Origin of the sequence: Streptomyces sp. NPDC052042 (assembly GCF_044548345.1) — a bacterium.
Lineage (GTDB): Bacteria > Actinomycetota > Actinomycetes > Streptomycetales > Streptomycetaceae > Streptomyces.
Genome location: NZ_JBIUBU010000005.1, coordinates 92,603 through 110,451, shown reverse-complemented (window position 1 = coordinate 110,451; position 17,849 = coordinate 92,603). Strand labels below are relative to the sequence as shown.

Annotated in this window: 11 protein-coding genes and 1 riboswitch; of the genes, 4 read left to right on the top strand and 7 right to left on the bottom strand. The window is 71.6% G+C overall.

Going from position 1 to position 17,849, the window contains the following annotated elements:
* Positions 1 to 95: 95 nt before the first annotated feature.
* Positions 96 to 3,026, bottom strand: coding sequence for a GNAT family N-acetyltransferase (locus tag ACIHCL_RS11690; protein WP_399860024.1), 2,931 nt, complete (start codon positions 3,024 to 3,026; stop codon positions 96 to 98).
* Between the two features lie 174 nt (positions 3,027 to 3,200).
* Between ACIHCL_RS11690 and ACIHCL_RS11685 the strand changes: the two genes are divergently transcribed.
* On the top strand, positions 3,201 to 3,482 hold the full coding sequence (locus ACIHCL_RS11685) for an HPr family phosphocarrier protein (protein ID WP_399860022.1): 282 nt from the start codon (positions 3,201 to 3,203) through the stop codon (positions 3,480 to 3,482).
* A 427-nt stretch (positions 3,483 to 3,909) separates the two neighbouring features.
* On the opposite strand, the gene ACIHCL_RS11680 is transcribed toward ACIHCL_RS11685, so the two are convergent.
* From ACIHCL_RS11680 to ACIHCL_RS11670, 3 genes are all read right to left on the bottom strand, one after another.
* Positions 3,910 to 4,707 (bottom strand): M23 family metallopeptidase, encoded by a 798-nt coding sequence (locus ACIHCL_RS11680; RefSeq protein ID WP_399860020.1) that lies wholly within the window; start codon positions 4,705 to 4,707, stop codon positions 3,910 to 3,912.
* A 13-nt stretch (positions 4,708 to 4,720) separates the two neighbouring features.
* A riboswitch (cyclic di-AMP (ydaO/yuaA leader) is annotated at positions 4,721 to 4,889 on the bottom strand.
* 304 nt (positions 4,890 to 5,193) lie between these two features.
* Positions 5,194 to 6,576, bottom strand: a complete 1,383-nt coding sequence (locus tag ACIHCL_RS11675) for a M16 family metallopeptidase (protein ID WP_399860550.1) — start codon at positions 6,574 to 6,576, stop codon at positions 5,194 to 5,196.
* Between the two features lie 26 nt (positions 6,577 to 6,602).
* Positions 6,603 to 7,970, bottom strand: coding sequence for a M16 family metallopeptidase (locus tag ACIHCL_RS11670; RefSeq protein WP_399860018.1), 1,368 nt, complete (start codon positions 7,968 to 7,970; stop codon positions 6,603 to 6,605).
* Positions 7,971 to 8,252: 282 nt separating this feature from the next.
* Here ACIHCL_RS11670 and ACIHCL_RS11665 point away from each other — a divergent pair, with 282 nt between their 5' ends.
* Entirely contained in the window at positions 8,253 to 10,703 is a 2,451-nt protein-coding gene (locus tag ACIHCL_RS11665; protein ID WP_399860016.1) for a DNA topoisomerase (ATP-hydrolyzing) subunit A, read from the top strand.
* Between the two features lie 71 nt (positions 10,704 to 10,774).
* Here the strand turns inward: ACIHCL_RS11665 and ACIHCL_RS11660 are convergent, their stop codons facing one another.
* Complete coding sequence (locus ACIHCL_RS11660; RefSeq protein ID WP_399860547.1) at positions 10,775 to 11,962, bottom strand: CobW family GTP-binding protein; 1,188 nt, start codon at positions 11,960 to 11,962, stop codon at positions 10,775 to 10,777.
* Between the two features lie 29 nt (positions 11,963 to 11,991).
* On the bottom strand, positions 11,992 to 13,164 hold the full coding sequence (locus tag ACIHCL_RS11655; RefSeq protein WP_399860013.1) for a citrate synthase: 1,173 nt from the start codon (positions 13,162 to 13,164) through the stop codon (positions 11,992 to 11,994).
* Positions 13,165 to 13,272: 108 nt separating this feature from the next.
* On the opposite strand from ACIHCL_RS11655, the gene ACIHCL_RS11650 reads away from it, so the two are divergent.
* Positions 13,273 to 14,595: a citrate/2-methylcitrate synthase gene (locus tag ACIHCL_RS11650; RefSeq protein ID WP_399860010.1), complete on the top strand. Its 1,323-nt coding sequence runs from the start codon at positions 13,273 to 13,275 to the stop codon at positions 14,593 to 14,595.
* A gap of 363 nt (positions 14,596 to 14,958) precedes the next feature.
* Here ACIHCL_RS11650 and ACIHCL_RS11645 read toward each other — a convergent pair whose 3' ends face one another.
* Positions 14,959 to 17,079 (bottom strand): type IIA DNA topoisomerase subunit B, encoded by a 2,121-nt coding sequence (locus ACIHCL_RS11645; RefSeq protein ID WP_399860008.1) that lies wholly within the window; start codon positions 17,077 to 17,079, stop codon positions 14,959 to 14,961.
* Positions 17,080 to 17,519: 440 nt separating this feature from the next.
* Between ACIHCL_RS11645 and ACIHCL_RS11640 the strand changes: the two genes are divergently transcribed.
* The gene (locus ACIHCL_RS11640) at positions 17,520 to 17,753 is read left to right on the top strand and encodes a hypothetical protein (RefSeq protein WP_399860006.1); all 234 of its coding nucleotides are present in this window, start codon (positions 17,520 to 17,522) and stop codon (positions 17,751 to 17,753) included.
* Positions 17,754 to 17,849 lie beyond the last annotated feature (96 nt).

The following is a 17,849-nucleotide window of genomic DNA, read 5'->3' as shown; positions in this document are numbered from 1 at the left end:
GGTCCGCGCATCGGCGGGCGCACGGGAGCGCGGACCGCGGCCGGGGCGCGGCGGCGGGGCCGGGGCGGTCCCCTGTTCCGCAGGCTGCCGACCGGTCAGTAGTCGGGCAGGCGGCGGGGACCGAGGTCGGTGCGGGGCGGCGGCGGTGAGAGGCGGACGCTCGCGCCGAGAACGGTCAGTCCGTGCGGGGCCACCACGACCGGTTCCAGCGCGACGGAAACCACCTCGGGGTGGTCGTCGACCAGCCGGGACACCCTCAGCAGCACTTCTTCGAGCGCCGCGGTGTCCACGGGCGCCGCGCCCCGCCAGCCGAACAGCACCGGGGCCGCGCGGATGGAGCGGATCAGCTCGCCGGCGTCGCGGTCGGTGGCCGGAACCAGACGGTGGGCGGTGTCGCCGAGCAGCTCGGAGGGCGCGCCCGCGAGCCCGAAGGAGAGCACGGCGCCCGCCGCCGGGTCGATGGAGGCCCGTACGACGGTGTCGACCCCGCGCGGCGCCATGGCCTGGACGACGGGCCGGAGTTCGGCGGGGCCGCCGAGCAGGTCGGTCAGTTCGCCGTATGCGCGACGCAGCGCGCTCTCGCCCGGGAGGTCCAGCCGCACCCCGCCGAGATCGGCCCGGTGGCGCAGGTGGGGGGCGGTGGTCTTCAGCGCCACGGGGTAACCGAGCCGCTCCGCCGCGGCGACGGCGGCCTCCGGGTCGGGGGCCGGCAGCGTCGGCAGTACGGCGATCCCGTAGCGGCCCAGGAGCTCGCACGCCTCGTCGTGGGTGAGTTGTCTGCCGCGCGGTTCGGGGTCCGGGCCGAGGAGTGCGTCGATCAGTTCGGAGGCCCCGGACTCGTCGATGGTGTCGTCGAGGAACTCCGGCACCTTGCCGGGTGTGGCGGAGTGCCGCCGCCACTGCGCGTACCGCACCGATTCGGCCAGGGCGCGTACGGCCCGTTCGGCGGCGGGGTAGGCGGGGATCCGGCTCGTGCGGTCGTCCGTCACGGGGCCGCCGGGGGTGGTTCGGGCGGTCCGGCCGTCCTGGGCGCTCCGGGCGGCCGGGGCCTCGGCGGGAGCGGCCCCGGAGTGCGCGGACCGGGTGGACGCGGGCTCGGCGGTCGTCGGTTGCGTGTCCGCGGCGGGCGGCTTCGCCGTACGCGGCGGTGCGACCGTGCTGGCGGCCGCGGCAAGGGCCTCCGCCAGCCCGCCGATCTCCACGTGGACGACGGCCACCGGCTTGGCGGGGCCGGCCGCCACGGCCTCGTTCAGCGCGGTCGCCAGCACCTCCCCGCCGTCCGTCTCCGTCGCTCCGCCCTCGCCCACCCGGGGGATCGCCGTGACGATCACCGAGTCGCAGTCCTCATCGGCGAGCGCCTCGGCCAGGGCGTCCCGGAAGTCCTGCGGCGTCGCGGCGGTGGTGAGGTCGAGGGGAAGCTGCGGGCGCAGCCCCTCGGTCAGACAGGCGTCGTACGTGAGCAGGCCGAGCGACTCCGAGTTGCCGAGGATGGCGACCCGGGGGCCCGCCGGGAGCGGCTGGTCCGTGAGGAGCAGGCCCACGTCGACCATCTCCGTCACCGTGTCGACGCGGATCACGCCCGCCTGCCGCATGAGGGCGGAGACCGTCGCGTCCGGGATCCGGCTGACCGGCGCGGCGTGGCCGGGCGGGGTGGAGCCGCTGTGCCGGGCCCCCTTCACCACGACGACGGGCTTCATGGCCGCGGTGCGCCGGGCGAGCCGTATGAACTTGCGCGGGTTGCCGAACGATTCGAGGTACAGCAGGGCGACGTCGGTGTCAGGGTCCTCGTACCAGTACTGCAGGAAGTCGTTGCCCGAGATGTCGGCCCGGTTGCCCGCGGAGATGAAGGTGGAGAGTCCGGCGCCCTGCCGGTAGAGCCGGGAGAGCAGGGCGATGCCGATCGCCCCGGACTGGGTGAACAGGCCGATGCGTCCGGGCTTGGGCGGCTCGGGGGCGAGGGAGGCGTTGAGCCGGACGGCCTCGGCGTTGTTGATGACGCCGAAGGCGTTCGGGCCGATGATCCTCATCCCGTACGCGCGGGCCTGGCGGACGAGTTCGCGTTGCCGGTCCCTGCCCTCCGCACCCCATTCGGCGTACCCGGCGGAGAGGACGACGAGACCCTGGACGCCGTGCTCGCCGCAGTCGGCCACGGCCTCCGGGACGCGCTCGGCGGGGACGGCGACGACCGCGAGGTCCACCGGCTCGCCGATCTCGCCGACGCAACGGTGGGCCGGAACGCCGTCGACGGTGCCCTGATCGGCGGCGAAGGAACGATTCACGGCGTACACACGGCCGGTGAAGCCGGCCCCGAGGAGGTTGCGCAGGACGGTGCGGCCGACCCCGCCGGGCGTCCGGCCCGCACCGATGACGGCCACGGAGCCGGGGGCGAGCAGCCGCTGCACGGAACGCGCCTCGGCCCGCTGCTCACGGCCGCGCTGGACGGCGAGGGACTCGGCCGTCGGTTCGAGGTCCAGGGTGAGGTGGACGGAGCCTTCCTCGAAACTCCGCTGCTGGGTGTAGCCGGCGTCGCGGAACACTTTGATCATCTTGGTGTTGGCGGGGAGCACCTCGGCGATGAAGCGGCGGATGCCGCGTTCGCGGGCCACGGCGGCGATGTGCTCCAGAAGGGCCGACGCCACCCCTCGGCCCTGGTGCGCGTCCTGCACGAGGAAGGCGACCTCGGCCTGGTCCGCGGGCACGGAGGCGGGCCTGCCCCGGTCGTCTATCCGGTCGTAGCGGACGGTCGCGATGAACTCGCCGCCGACGGTGACCGCGAGCCCCACCCGGTCGACGTAGTCGTGGTGGGTGAAGCGGTACACGTCCCTGGCGGACAGGCGCGGGTACGGCGCGAAGAAGCGGTAGTACTTCGACTCGTCGGAGACCTGCTCGTAGAAGCTGACCAGCCGTTCGGCGTCGTCCGTGGTGATGGGCCGGATGCGCGCGGTGCCTCCGTCGCGGAGGACCACATCCGCTTCCCAGTGGTCGGGGTAGGCGTGGGGCGGACTCTGCTCCGGCGAGGACTGCATGGGCACAGACTACGGCTCGTCCACCACTCGCGTAGCTCCCGGGACCAAGGCAGTCTAAGGGGGGCCGAACGGCATTGCGGCACTGCTCCCGGGTGCGGCGCGGGTCGGCCGGAGCACCGCGCACCACCATGAGAGAATGGTCTAGACAACTAGTGAATCATGAAGGGCAGAACCATGGCTGAGCGCCGCGTCAACGTCGGCTGGGCCGAGGGCCTGCACGCCCGCCCCGCTTCCATATTCGTCCGTGCCGCCACGGCTTCCGGCATTCCCCTGACGGTCTCGAAGGCCGACGGGACTCCGGTGAACGCCGCCTCCATGCTCGCGGTGCTCGGTCTCGGCGCGCGAGGAGGCGAGGAGATCGTGCTGGCGTCCGAGGCGGACGGCGCCGAGATCGCCCTGGACCGCCTGGCGAGGCTGGTCGCCGAGGGCCTCGACGAACTCCCGGAGACCGTCTGACCCACGTCCGGCTTTCGGGCCCGCGTCCGGCCTTCCGGGAATCCCCGGAGGGCCGATTGCCGTAGCGACCGCCCCTGGGGCCGAACCCGCGAAGGAGCCGCGGTACCGCCGACCGGTACCGCGGCTCCTCACGTCTCCCGGTCGGGGCCGGCCCGCTTCCCGTGGCACGCGGTCGCCCCGAGCGAGGTCGCCCCGACCCCGCTCCGCAGTCCTCTCGCGATGCGCCGCGCCGGGGGCCTCGTCCTGAAGCGCTGCGGCGCGGCCGTATTCCGATGGTGGGGGAACGGGGTGAACGCTCTGCGGCCACCGCCCTTTTTCGGCCGCGGCAGGGGCGGTCCATGGGCGGGGAGAGCCGGAAGCGCCGAAGGCCCCGGCATGCCGGGGCCTTCGAAGAGCGGTTCGCGAGCGGCTCGCCGGGCGCCGTCGGTCAGACGGAGACGCCGTGGGCCCGCAGATACGCGACGGGGTCCATGTCGGATCCGTAGTGCGGGGCGGTCCGGGCCTCGAAGTGGAGGTGCGGTCCGGTGGAGTTGCCGGTCGAGCCGGAGAGTCCGATCCGCTGGCCCGCCCCGACGCTCTGGCCGACCCGGACGCCGATCGACGAGAGGTGCCCGTACTGGGTGTACGTGCCGTCCGTCATCCGCAGGACGATGTTGTTGCCGTACGCACCGCCCCAGCCCGCCTCGACGACCGTGCCGGCTCCGACGGCGACGACGGGACTCCCGGACGCCGCGTGGAAGTCGATGCCCGAGTGGTGGCCCGAGGACCAGAGCGAACCGCTGGATTTGTATCCGGTGGTGACGTAGGAGCCGGCGACCGGGAGCTGGAAGAGGCCCAGACGGGCGCGCTCGGCGGAGCGGGCAGCACGCATGCTCTCGGCCCGTGCCTCGGCGGCGCGCTTCGCCTCGGCCCTGGCCTGGGCGCGCTTCTCGGCCTCGGCCTTCCGCTGGGCCGCCGCCTTCGCCTCGGCGACGACGTCGGCCCGGTGCTGCTGCGCGTCGGCCTGGGCGTCGATCCGGTCGGCGATGACGTCCTGGATGGCGATGACCTGGTTCAGTCCGGTGTCGCCGACGGCGGAGGGCTCGGTGTCCGCCGCGAGGGCCGGGGAGGCGAGCCCTCCGACGACGCCGGTGGTGGCCAGCGCCGCGACGCCAGCGACCTTGGCGCCGCCGCGCGTCAGCCGGCCGGGGGCTCGGTGCTTCCCGGTGGAACGGGTGAACGCCATGAAGTGGCTGGTCCTTTCCTTCCTTCTCGCCTACCGGGTTAGCTGACGGGTTCGGAGCAAGGAAGGTCTCCTACGGACGCCCCGGCCTCATCGTGGTCCAGGCTTCCGATTCACCCCAGGGACTGCATGGGTCCCCGGCTCCCCTGGGCTCACGCCCGGTGGGGACTCGGCGATGGCCGTCCGGTGCGTCGCGGTCGCGACGTACGGGTGGCGGACAGCCCGGTCGACGCTAAGCGCGGGCCTGTTCGTTCACCAAACGGACAAGCCGTTCTGTAGCGCATCCCACAGGGTGCGCCGGAACCGCGGCCGCTGGAAAGGAAGACCCCCGTGAGACATCGCTCACAGGGGTCTTCCTCGTCCTCGCGCCCGGCCGCAGGCCGGTGGGCCGGTGCCGAGGGCAGGTGAACCGCCAGTCCCGGAGGGGCCAGTGCCGAGGGGACCGCTCCGGAGGAGCTGGTCGGCCCCGGATCCGTGACGGCGCGTCCGTCAGCCGGCGACCACCGACACCTCGCCGATACCCAGGGCCCGTACCGGCTCCTCGATCCGGGAGGCATCGCCGACGAGAACCGTCACCAGCCGGTCGACGGGAAAGGCGCTGACCGCGGCCGCGGTCGCCTCGACCGTTCCGGTCTCCGCGAGCCGGGCGTACAGATGGGCCTGGTAGTCGTCCGGAAGGCGCTGCTCGACCTGGTCGGCGAGGGTGCCCGCGACGGACGCCGCCATCTCGAACTTCAGCGGCGCGACGCCCACGAGGTTCTGCACCGCCGTCTCGCGCTCCTCGTCGGTGAGTCCCTCGGCCGCCAGCGTCCGCAGGACCGTCCACAGGTCCTCCAGGGCCGGTCCGGTCGACTCGGTGTCCACCGAACCGCTGATGGCGAGCATCGCGGCACCGGTCGCCCCCGTGACCGAGTCCGGGGCCGAGGACCGCAGCACCTGGGCGAAGGCCCGGACGCCGTAGGTGTAGCCCTTCTCCTCGCGCAGCACCCGGTCCAGCCGTGAGGTGAGCGTGCCGCCCAGGCAGTACGTGCCGAGCACCTGGGCGGGCCACACGCTGTCGTGGCGGTCGGGCCCGATGCGGCCGATCAGGAGCTGCGTCTGCACCGCGCCCGGGCGGTCCACGATGACCACGCGGCCGGTGTCGTCGGCGGTGATCGGCGGTGCGGGGCGCGGCTCGGCCGTGTCGCCCGACCAGTCGCCGAGCGTGTCGGCGAGCAGGGCCTCCAGGTCGATGCCGGTCAGATCGCCGACGACCACGGCGGTCGCCGCGGACGGCCGGACATGGGCGTCGAAAAAGGCGCGCACCGCCGGCGCGTCGATCCGGCCCACGGTCTCCTCGGTCCCCTGGCGCGGACGCGACATCCGGGACGTGGCCGGGAAGAGCTCCTTGGAGAGCTGCTTGGCAGCGCGCCGGGCCGGGTTGGCCTGCTCGTGCGGGATCTCGTCGAGCCGGTTGCGCACGAGCCGCTCGATCTCGCTGTCGGCGAAGGCGGGGGCCCGCAGCGCCTCGGCGACCAGCCCGAGCGCCTTGGCCAGCCGGGAGGCCGGGACCTCCAGGGAGACCCGCACGCCGGAGTGGTCGGCGTGCGCGTCGAGCGTGGCGCCGCAGCGCTCCAGTTCGGCCGCGAACTCCTCGGCGGTGTGCTTGTCGGTGCCCTCGGACAGGGCCCGCGCCATGATCGTGGCCACCCCGTCCAGGCCCTCCGGCTCGGCGTCCAGCGGGGCTTCGAGGACGATCTCGACCGCCACCACCTGCTGGCCTGGGCGGTGGCAGCGCAGCACCGTGAGGCCGTTGGACAGCGAGCCGCGCTCCGGCGCGGGGAAGGCCCAGGGGCGGGCGACACCGGGGGCGGGCTGGGGGTGGAACTGCATCGAAACTCCAGTCGCGGCGGCGTCGGTCACTTGTCCGCTCCTTCGTGCGCGTCGGTGTCGTCGGCGTCGGTCTCATCGGCGGCCTCGGCCGGTTCGACCGGTTCGTAGACCAGCACCGCCCGGTTGTCGGGACGCAGCCGTGCCTCGGCGACCGCCTGGACCTCCTTCGCCGTGATGTCGAGGACCCGCTGCACCGCGGTCAGGGCGAGCTGCGGGTCGCCGAACAGCACGGCGTACCGGCAGAGTTCGTCGGCGCGGCCCGCGACGGTACCGAGCCGGTCCAGCCACTCGCGCTCCAACTGGGCCTGGGCGCGCTCCATTTCCTCGGGCGTCGGACCCTCGGCGGCGAAGCGGGCCAGCTCCTCGTCGACCGCCGCCTCGATCTGCGGCACCTCGACGCCGCCGGAGGTCTTGACGTCCAGCCAGCCGAGCGAGGGGGCACCCGCCAGCCGCAGCAGCCCGAATCCGGCCGCCACGGCCGTACGGTCACGGCGGACCAGGCGGTTGTGCAGCCGTGAGGACTCGCCGCCGCCGAGCACGGTCAGCGCGAGGTCCGCCGCGTCGCACTCACGGGTGCCGTCGTGCGGCAGCCGGTAGGCGGCCATCAGCGCGCGCGCCGGAACCTCCTCGCGGACCTCCTCGCGCAGCTGCTCGCCGACGGTCTCGGGCAGCGCACCGTCGCGCGGCGGCCGCTTCCCGTCGTGGGAGGGGATGGAGCCGAAGTACTTCTCGATCCAGGCGAGCGTCTGCCCGGGGTCGATGTCGCCCACGACCGACAGCACCGCGTTGTTCGGCGCGTAGTACGTGCGGAAGAAGGTGCGCGCGTCCTCCAGCGTGGCGGCGTCCAGATCCGCCATCGAGCCGATCGGGGTGTGGTGGTACGGGTGCCCCTCGGGGTAGACGAGCGCCGTCAGCCGCTCGAACGCCGTGCCGTAGGGCACGTTGTCGTAGCGCTGGCGCCGCTCGTTCTTGACGACGTCGCGCTGGTTCTCCATGGACTCCTCGTCGAGCGCGGCGAGGAGGGACCCCATCCGGTCCGCCTCCAACCAGAGGGCCAGCTCCAGCTGGTGCGCGGGCATCGTCTCGAAGTAGTTGGTGCGCTCGAAGCTGGTGGTCCCGTTGAGCGAACCCCCGGCGCCCTGCACCAGCTCGAAGTGCCCGTTCCCCTTGACCTGGGCCGAACCCTGGAACATCAGGTGCTCGAAGAGGTGAGCCAGACCCGTGCGCCCCTCGACCTCGTGGCGCGAGCCGACGTCGTACCAGAGGCAGACCGCGGCGACCGGGGTCAGATGGTCCTCGGAGAGCACCACGCGCAGGCCGTTGGCCAGGCGGTGCTCGGTCGCTGTCAAGCCGCCGGAACCGGCCTGGGCTGTGGCCGTGTGACCCATGGGCATGTACGTCCCTTCGATCGCGTTACTGGTTTTCCTGCGTGACCTGCCACTGTAAGCAAGCGCACAGACACCTGGCGAAGTTCCCATACCGCGGAAGTTCGCGTGAAAGAGGGGCGCACCACCCGACGCACGCGCCCCCTGCGGCCCTTCGGGCATCCCGCCCGGCGGGGCGGAACACCTGGTTGGGACGGGTCGAGGTCGGCGTTGTCGGTGCGGCGGTCCACAATGGTCGGCGTCAGAACCTGAGGTTGCCCGAACAGAATCCGTGAAGGAGTCGCAGCAGCGATGGCCCGCCGCAGCACGAAGACCCCGCCGCCGGACGACTTCGAGGAGAACATCCTCGATATCGATGTCGTCGACGAAATGCAGGGCTCCTTCCTCGAGTACGCATACTCGGTGATCTACTCACGGGCCCTGCCCGATGCCCGTGACGGCCTGAAGCCGGTGCACCGCCGCATCGTGTACCAGATGAACGAGATGGGGCTGCGCCCCGACCGCGGCTTCGTGAAATGCGCGCGGGTCGTCGGCGAGGTCATGGGCAAGCTGCACCCGCACGGCGACGCGTCGATCTACGACGCGCTGGTCCGGCTGGCGCAGCCGTTCTCCATGCGTCTCCCGCTGGTCGACGGCCACGGCAACTTCGGCTCGCTCGGCAACGACGACCCGCCGGCCGCCATGCGGTACACGGAGTGCCGGATGGCCGACGCGACGTCGCTGATGACCGAGTCGATCGACGAGGACACCGTCGGCTTCCAGGCGAACTACGACGGCCAGGAGCAGGAGCCGTCCGTGCTCCCGGCCGCGTACCCGAACCTCCTGGTCAACGGGTCGTCCGGGATCGCGGTCGGCATGGCGACCAACATGCCGCCGCACAACCTGGGCGAGGTCGTCGCCGCCGCACGCCACCTGATCAAGCATCCGGGCGCGGACCTGGAGACGCTGATGCGGTTCGTCCCGGGCCCCGACCTGCCGACCGGCGGCCGGATCGTGGGCCTGAGCGGCGTCAAGGACGCGTACGCCAACGGACGCGGGACGTTCAAGATCCGTGCGACGGTGTCCGTGGAGAACGTGACCCCCCGCCGCAAGGGCCTGGTCGTCACGGAGTTGCCCTTCACGGTGGGCCCGGAGAAGGTGATCGCCAAGATCAAGGACCTGGTCGGGTCGAAGAAGCTCCAGGGCATCGCGGACGTGAAGGACCTGACCGACCGCGAGCACGGTCTGCGCCTGGTCATCGAGGTGAAGAACGGCTTCGTGCCCGAGGCGGTGCTGGAGCAGCTCTACAAGCTGACGCCGATGGAGGACTCCTTCGGGATCAACAACGTGGCGCTGGTCGACGGACAGCCGCTCACGCTCGGCCTCAAGGAGCTGCTGGAGGTCTACCTCGACCACCGCTTCGACGTGGTGCGCCGGCGGAGCGAGTTCCGGCGGGGCAAGCGCCGCGACCGCCTGCACCTGGTCGAGGGCCTGCTCGTCGCGCTGCTCGACATCGACGAGGTCATCCGGCTCATCCGGTCCAGCGAGAATTCGGCACAGGCCAAGGAGCGGCTCATCGAGCGATTCTCGCTGAGCGAGATCCAGACGCAGTACATCCTGGACACCCCGCTGCGCCGGCTGACGAAGTTCGACCGGATCGAGCTGGAGAGCGAGCGGGACCGGCTCACGAAGGAGATCGACGAGCTGACGACGATCCTCGAGTCGGACGCCGTGCTGCGCAAGCTCGTCTCGGCGGAACTGGCCGCGGTCGCCAAGAAGTTCGGCACCCAGCGGCGGACGGTCCTGCTGGAGTCGGCCGGTGCGCAGGTCGCGTCGGTGCCGCTGCAGGTCGCGGACGACCCGTGCCGGGTGCTGCTGTCGTCGACCGGTCTGCTGGCCCGTACCGCAGGCGACGAACCGATCGTCTTCGCCGAGGACGCCAAGCGCGCCAAGCACGACGTGATCGTGTCCGCCGTGCCGACGACGGCCCGCGGCGAGGTGGGTGTGGTGACGTCGGCGGGCCGGCTGCTGCGGCTCTCGGTCGTCGATCTGCCGCAACTGCCGGACACGCACGCGGGGCCCAATCTCTCGGGCGGGGCGATGGTCTCGGAGTTCCTCACCCTGGAGGGTGAGGAGAACGTCGTCTGCTTGACCACATTGGACGAGGCGTCCCCCGGGCTGGCGCTCGGCACCCTGCAGGGGATCGTCAAGCGGGTGGTTCCGGACTACCCGGCCAACAAGGACGAACTGGAGGTCATCGCCCTCAAGGACGGCGACCGGATCGTCGGCGCGGCCGAACTGCGCACGGGCGAGGAGGACCTGGTCTTCATCACGTCCGACGCCCAGTTGCTGCGATACCCGGCGTCGCAAGTGCGTCCGCAGGGCAGGGCCGCAGGCGGCATGGCGGGGGTCAAGCTCACGGCGGGAGCCTCGGTGCTCTCGTTCACCGCGGTGGATCCGGCGGCGGACGCGGTGGTGCTCACGGTGGCGGGCTCGCAGGGCGTGCTGGACGACTCGATGCTGACGTCCAAGCTCACCCCGTTCGACCAGTATCCGCGCAAGGGCCGGGCCACCGGCGGGGTGCGTTGCCAGCGGTTCCTGAAGGGGGAGGACGCCCTGGTGTTCGCCTGGGCGGGCCCCACGCCCGCGCGGGCCGCCCAGGCGAACGGCGCGCCCGCCGAACTGCCGGCGCCGGACCCGCGGCGCGACGGCTCCGGGGCTCCGCTGGCGAAGCCCGTCGCGGCGATCGCGGGACCCGCGTAACCGGCCCGCCGGACGACGTGCGGGGGGCGGCCCGGCCGCTCCCCGCCACCTCCCTCGTCATTCCTCGTCCATCATTCCTCGTCGTCGGGCCGCCGCACATACCGCAGGACGCCCCACATGCCCCGTTCGAGTGCGGTGTCCTGCGCCGCGTACGGCGCGGCGACCTCCGGGCTCGGCGCAGCCGGTTCCGGTGCGTCCGGGTCCGGCGCGTCGGCGGTCGGCGCATCCGTCTGACGGCAGTCGGTCAGCTCCTTGTGCAGGGCCTCCGGGTCGATGCCCGAGCCGATCAGCACCAGCTGGGTGAGGCACGGTTCGTCGCGCGCCCACGGCTGCGGCTCGAACCGCAGGAACCGGCCGACCGCGTGCACCGCGTACCGGTTGGCGCGGTCGCCCGCGCCGAAGTCGACGAACCCCTTGATCCGGTAGAGTCCCTGCGGCCGGGAGTCCAGAAACTCCATCAGCCGACGGGGGTCCATGGGCACGTCGGCGGTGAAGGACACGCTTTCGTACGCCGCGTGCAGATGATGCTCGTGTCCGGCACCGGTCCCCTCCCCCTCGGCCCGCTCCGCCAGGAGCAGATCCTCGAAGCTGAGCTGGCGTGCCTTGTCCTCGCCGTCCGGGCGCAGCGACGGATCGAAGAGCAGCTCGGGGTCGACGCGCCCGTACGTGGCGCAGATGACCGCGCCCGCTGTGCCGCCCGCCGGTCCGTCGGCACCCGGCGTGCCGGTCGCGGCGACGGTCTCGCGGATGCGTGCCAGTTCCTCGTCCCCGACCCGGTCGGCCTTGTTCAGGACGACGAGATCGGCGACGGCCAGATGGCGGTCGATCTCCGGGTGACGCCGTCGGGTGGCCTCGAACTCCGCCGCGTCGACGACCTCCACCAGCCCGCCGTACATGATGTGCGGATTGTCGCTGGCCAGGAGCATCCGCACGAGTTCCTGCGGCTCCGCCAGCCCGCTGGCCTCGATGACGATCACGTCGAGGCGCGCGGACGGCCGGGTCAGCATCTCCAGGAAGGCGTCGAGTTCACTCGCGTCGACCGCGCAGCACAGGCAGCCGTTGCCGAGCGAGACCGTCGAACCGACCTGCCCCGAGACCGTCATCGCATCGATTTCAATCGAACCGAAGTCATTGACGATCACTCCGATCCGGTTTCCCGCACGGTTGTGGAGGAGGTGGTTGAGCAATGTCGTCTTGCCCGACCCCAGGAACCCCGCAAGGACGATGACCGGAATCTGCTTCGTGCGGGGCGGGGACAACGGGTTCAACGGGACCTTCCTCGGGGTCGTCAGGGCGTCGGGACCGGCTGCGGCGGAGGCGTGCCGACGTAACGGGCCGCCGGGCGGATGATCTTCGAGTCCTCCGCCTGCTCCAGGATATGGGCGCTCCAGCCGACGGCTCGGGCCACGCAGAACGTCGGTGTGAACATCTCGCGCGGCAGCCCGCACAGCTCCATGACGACTCCGGCGTAGAACTCCACGTTGGTGTGGAGTTCGCGGCCCGGCTTGAGCTCGGCGAGGATCGCCTCGACCTGCCGCTCCACCTCGACGGCCAGGTCGACGAGAGGACCGCCGAAGTCCTGGGCGATGCCCCGGAGCATGCGGGAGCGGGGGTCCTCGGTGCGGTAGACGGGATGGCCGAATCCCATGATCCGCTCCCCCGCGCGCACCCGTTCACGAATCCAGCCGTCGGCCCGGTCGGGGGTCCCGATGGCGTCCAGGGTGTCCAGGGCGCGGCTGGGCGCCCCGCCGTGCAACGGGCCGGAGAGGGCACCGACGGCCGCCACCAGGCACGCGGCGACGTCGGCGCCGGTGGAGGCGACGACCCGGCCGGTGAACGTCGAGGCGTTGAAGCCGTGGTCGACCGTGGAGATCAGGTACCGCTCCACGGCCCGCACGCGGGCGGCGTCCGGCAGCGAGCCGTCGAGCATGTACAGGTAGTTGGCGGCGTGCGGCAGGTCGTCGCGGGGCTCGACCGGTTCGAGCCCCTGCCCGAGCCGGTACAGGGCGGCGAGCACGGTGGGGACGGCGGCGCAGGCGGCCAGCGCGTCGGCGCGGCGGCGGTCGGTGTCGACGTCGTACACCGGCCGGAAGCCCGCCGACGCACCCAGGAGCGAGAGGGCGGTGCGCAGACCTGCCAAGGGGCCGGCGCCGGCCCCCGCGCGGGCTATGGCGGGCAGGGCGTCCCGCACCTCCGCGGGCAGCCGTCGCAGCCCGGCGGTCCGGGCGGTGAAGGCGTCCCGGGCGGCGGCGTCGGGCAGTTCGCCCTCGGACATCAGGTACCAGACGTCCTCGAAGCTCCGGGTCAGCGCCAGTTCGATCGCCGAGTACTGCCGGTAGTGGTAGAAGCCCTCGCGCCCGCGGACATCGCCGAGTGACGTGTCCGTGACGACGACACCCGCGAGTCCCCGGGGCACCTCGATCGGGCTTCCGCCGGTCGTGTTCTGCGTCGTTCTCCTCATCGTTCTCCTTCATGAGCGTTCCGCCGGACCATCGATATTGATCCGACCATTCATGATTGACTTCAATGGTGTCAACATTGACTGAATCAATATGGATACAGTCGGCACATGAAGGAGCAGGAGGTTTCCGGGACCGGTCACGACGGGGTGGCATCGCGGCGGCTCAGCACGAAGGAGACGGCGGAGCGTCTCGGAGTGAAGCCGGAGACGGTGTACGCCTATGTCAGCCGGGGCCAGCTGAGCAGCAGGCGCGCCCCCGGCGGGAGAGGCAGCACGTTCGACGCCGCGGAGGTGGACGCGCTGGCCCGCCGCTCGGGTCGCCGTGAACCCTCTGCCGCCACCGGCGACCTGGTCTTCCGTACCGGCATCACGCTGATCGACGGCGACCGTTACTACTTCCGCGGGGTCGACGCGACGGAACTGGCCCGGCGCTACGCCTACGAGGAGGTCGCCGAGTGGCTCTGGACCGGTGTTCTGCGGCCGGGGATCCGCTTCACGGCCCCCGCAGAGGCCCTGGCGGCGGCACGCCGGGCGGTCGGTGCGCTGCCCGCCCACAGCGGCCCGACGGACCGGTTGCGGGTGGCCGTGGTCGCCGCGGCGACGGCCGATCCGCTCCGCTTCGACCTCTCGCGCGAGTCGGTGCTGGCAAGCGCGCGAAACCTGATCCCGACGCTGGTCCGCGCGTTGCCCCCGGCGCCCGGCGCCGCCTCCGCCGATGACGGGAAGGGGCGGACGTCCGGCGCGGAACCCGGGCTCGCCCGACGGCTGTGGCCGAGGCTCACCGCCCGCCCGGCGGACGAACCGTCCCTCGTGGTGCTGGACACCGCGCTCGCCCTGCTGATCGACCACGATCTCGCCGCCTCGACCCTGGCCGCCCGGGTGGCCGCGTCCGCCCATGCCCACCCGTACGCGGTGGTCTCCGCGGGCCTCGGGGTTCTGGAGGGCCCGTTGCACGGGGCGGCGAGCGGCCTCGCGCACCGGATGCTGACCGAGGTCCTGGAACGTGGCAGCGCCGTTCCGGTGGTGGCGGATCATCTACGTGCCGGACGCGGCGTGCCGGGGCTCGGCCACCGGCTCTACGCCTCCGAGGACCCACGGGCGAGGGCGCTGTTCGCCCTGCTCGCGGACGTGCCCCGAGCCGCTCCCGCCCTCGCCGCCGCGCGCGATGTGGTCGCCACGGCCGCCCGCCACACGCCTCTGCACGCCAATGTCGACCTGGCGCTGGCCGTGCTGTCGGTCTCCTCGGGCATGGCCGCGGAGGCGGGCGAGACGGTGTTCGCGGTGTCCCGCACGGCGGGCTGGATCGCGCACGCCCTGGAGGAGTACGCGGAACGGCCGCTGCGCATACGGCCCACCGGCCAGTACAGCGGCCCCCGCCCCCCTCAGCCGCTGCCCTCGGCCGGCGAGCGGGCCGCGCCGGGCGGGGACTGACGCCGCGGGGTCTCCGCCCATCGGTCACGGCACGGCCCCTGACCGGCGGTGGGATACCCGCCGGGCAGGGGCCGGCTCCGTGCCATGCGGTTCCCCGATGCACCCCGATCCCCGCCGCGGCGAACCGGGCCACGGTGACCTCGCTGTACCGCCCGGCCCCCGGATGCCTGAGCGAGGCGTAGAGGTCATGGGCGACAAAGGCCGACGAGCCGAGCCTGACCCCCGCGACGACGGCGCGGAACTGCCCCGAGGTACGCCCGCCGACGTTGCAGCCCCGTACGGAGGCTCCCTCGGCACCAAAGCCGCGGCCCGGCGGGCTGCCGTCTCCACCGGCGGGTGGAGACCGGGTGGAGACGGCAGGGCTCAGGCGTCGATGCGCGAGCGGTCGAGGGTGGCGGCCGAGTTGGTGATGAACTCCTTGCGGGGCGCCACTTCGTTCCCCATCAGCAGGTCGAAGACCTGCTCGGCCGCTTCCAGGTCGCCGATGTTGATGCGCCGCAGCGTGCGGTGGCGGGGGTCCATCGTGGTCTCCGCCAGCTGGTCGGCGTCCATTTCGCCCAGCCCCTTGTAGCGCTGGATCGAATCCTTGTACCGGATGTTCTTCCGCTTCAGTTCCATGAGCCGCTCGCGCAGTTCGTTGTCGGAGTACGTGTAGATGTACTTGTCCTGGCCCTTCTTGGGCTGGACGAGTTCGATCCGGTGCAGCGGGGGAACGGCCGCGAAGACCCGGCCCGCCTCGACCATGGGCCGCATGTAGCGCTGGAACAGCGTCAGCAGCAGGATGCGGATGTGCGCGCCGTCGACGTCGGCGTCCACCAGCAGCACGATCTTCCCGTAGCGGGCCGCGTCGACGTCGAAGGTCCGCCCGGACCCGGCTCCTATGACCTGGATGATCGCCCCGCACTCGGCGTTCTTCAGCATGTCCGAGACGGACGCCTTCTGCACGTTGAGGATCTTTCCCCGAATCGGCAGCAGCGCCTGGAACTCGCTGTTCCGCGCGAGCTTGGCCGTGCCCAGCGCGGAGTCGCCCTCGACGATGAAGAGCTCGCTGCGGTCGACGTCGTCGCTGCGGCAGTCGGCGAGCTTCGCCGGCAGCGAGGAGGACTCCAGTGCCGTCTTCCGGCGCTGGGCGTCCTTGTGCTGACGGGCGGCGATACGGGTGCGTGCGGCGGCGACGGCCTTGTCCAGCACCGCCCTGGCCTGTGCCTTGGCATCGCGTTTCGTCGAGGTCAGGAACGCCTTGAGCTCCTTGCCGACGATGTTGGCGACGATCCGGTTGGCCGCCGAGGTGCCGAGCACCTCCTTGGTCTGCCCCTCGAACTGCGGCTCCGCCAGCCGCACGGTGACGACCGCGGTGAGCCCCTCCAACGCGTCGTCCTTGACGATGTCGTCCTCGGCAACCCGGAGCAGCTTCGCGGAACGCAGGGCCTCGTTGAGGGTCTTGGTCACGGAGCGTTCGAACCCGGTGACGTGCGTACCGCCTTTGGGGGTGGCGATGATGTTGACGAAGGGCTTGATGGTGGTGTCGTACCCGGTGCCCCAGCGCAGCGCGATGTCGACCCCGAGTTCCCGGGTGACCTCGGTCGCCGTCATGTGCCCGCGCTCGTCCAGGACCGGCACGGTCTCCTTGAACGTGCCCTGCCCGGTCAGGCGCAGCACGTCACAGACCGCCTTGTCCGGCGCGAGGTACTCGCAGAATTCGCTGATCCCGCCGTCGAAGCGGAAGACCTCCTCCGACTTCCCCTCACCGTCGAGACCGCGCTCGTCGCGCACGACGATCGTGAGGCCGGGGACGAGGAAGGCCGTCTGCCGCGCCCTCTGGTGGAGGGTCTCCAGACCGAGCTTGGCGTCCTTCAGGAAGATCTGCCGGTCCGCCCAGTAGCGGATCCTGGTGCCGGTGCGGGTCTTCGGCACCCGCTTGCCCTTGATCAGGCCGTTGGCCGGGTCGAAGGGGCTGTCCGGCCCCTGTTCGGTGAAGATCCCCGGGACTCCCCGGCGGAAGCTGATCGAGTGGGTCGCACTGCTGCGGTCCACCTCGATGTCGAGCCGGGCGGAGAGGGCGTTGACCACGGAGGCGCCGACGCCGTGCAGACCGCCCGACGCGGCGTACGAACCGCCCCCGAACTTTCCGCCGGCGTGCAGCTTGGTCATCACGACCTCGACGCCGGACAGGCCCGTCTTGGGCTCGACGTCGACGGGGATGCCCCGGCCGTTGTCCCTGACCTCCACGGAATTGTCGTCATGGAGGATGACCTCGATGCGGTCGCAGTAGCCGCCCAGGGCCTCGTCGACGGAGTTGTCGATGATCTCCCAGAGGCAGTGCATGAGGCCACGGCTGTCCGTGGACCCGATGTACATGCCGGGACGCTTGCGAACCGCTTCGAGCCCTTCGAGTACGAGGAGGTGCCGCGCGGTGTAGTTGGAACCCTCTCGGTCTGCTCCGGTCAGCAGCGCAGTGGACGGCACGGACGTATCGGCGGTCACGCGGTTCGCTCCTCGCTGAATTTCTTGCTGGGGCCCAGTGGGTAAGGCGTTCGGCTTCGGTCGCCGCTGAGAGGGTACCGAGGCCTGGTAGAGCGGTTGTCACGCCACCCTCCGAGAACCCTCACACTAGTCCAGCTTCGCATGCACGTTCGATCCCTCGTGGGGGTGACGCGCACATCACGTTCCTTTCCAGGCATGAACCATTTAGGCTCCGGGCACGTCCTCATGAAACAAACCGGCAAGCCGGCCGGGAGGACCGATCCACTGAGACAAGCAACGCGAAACCGTAGTGCTACGCAATACGGCACATTCGCCGCCACCCGGCGACAGACAGCCATCCCGAGAAGAAGTTTCAAAGAAAAGCCACGAGCGGGAACGTTTTCGGCCTGGTTGGATGTTGACCCTGGTACGACAGCTCGTCGAGCTAGAGAAGAGGCGACGTGACTACTGTTCTGACCCCCGCGAGCCCGCTGACCGCAGCAGACCGCTGCGACCGCTGCGGCGCCCAGGCATACCTGCGCGTCGTCCTGATCAGCGGTGGTGAGCTGCTCTTCTGCGCCCACCACGGTCGCAAGTTCGAGCCGGAACTCAAGAAGATCGCCGCAGAGATACAGGATGAGACGAACAGGCTGACGGCCGTGCAGGGCCACGCCGTCGAAGAGGAACGGCACTGACACCTCGCATCCACGACGAGCCAGGGCCAGGTCACGACCGGGCCGCGGGCGGCCTCCCGGAGGAGCCGCCCGCTCTTGTCGTCACGGTCCGGTGCC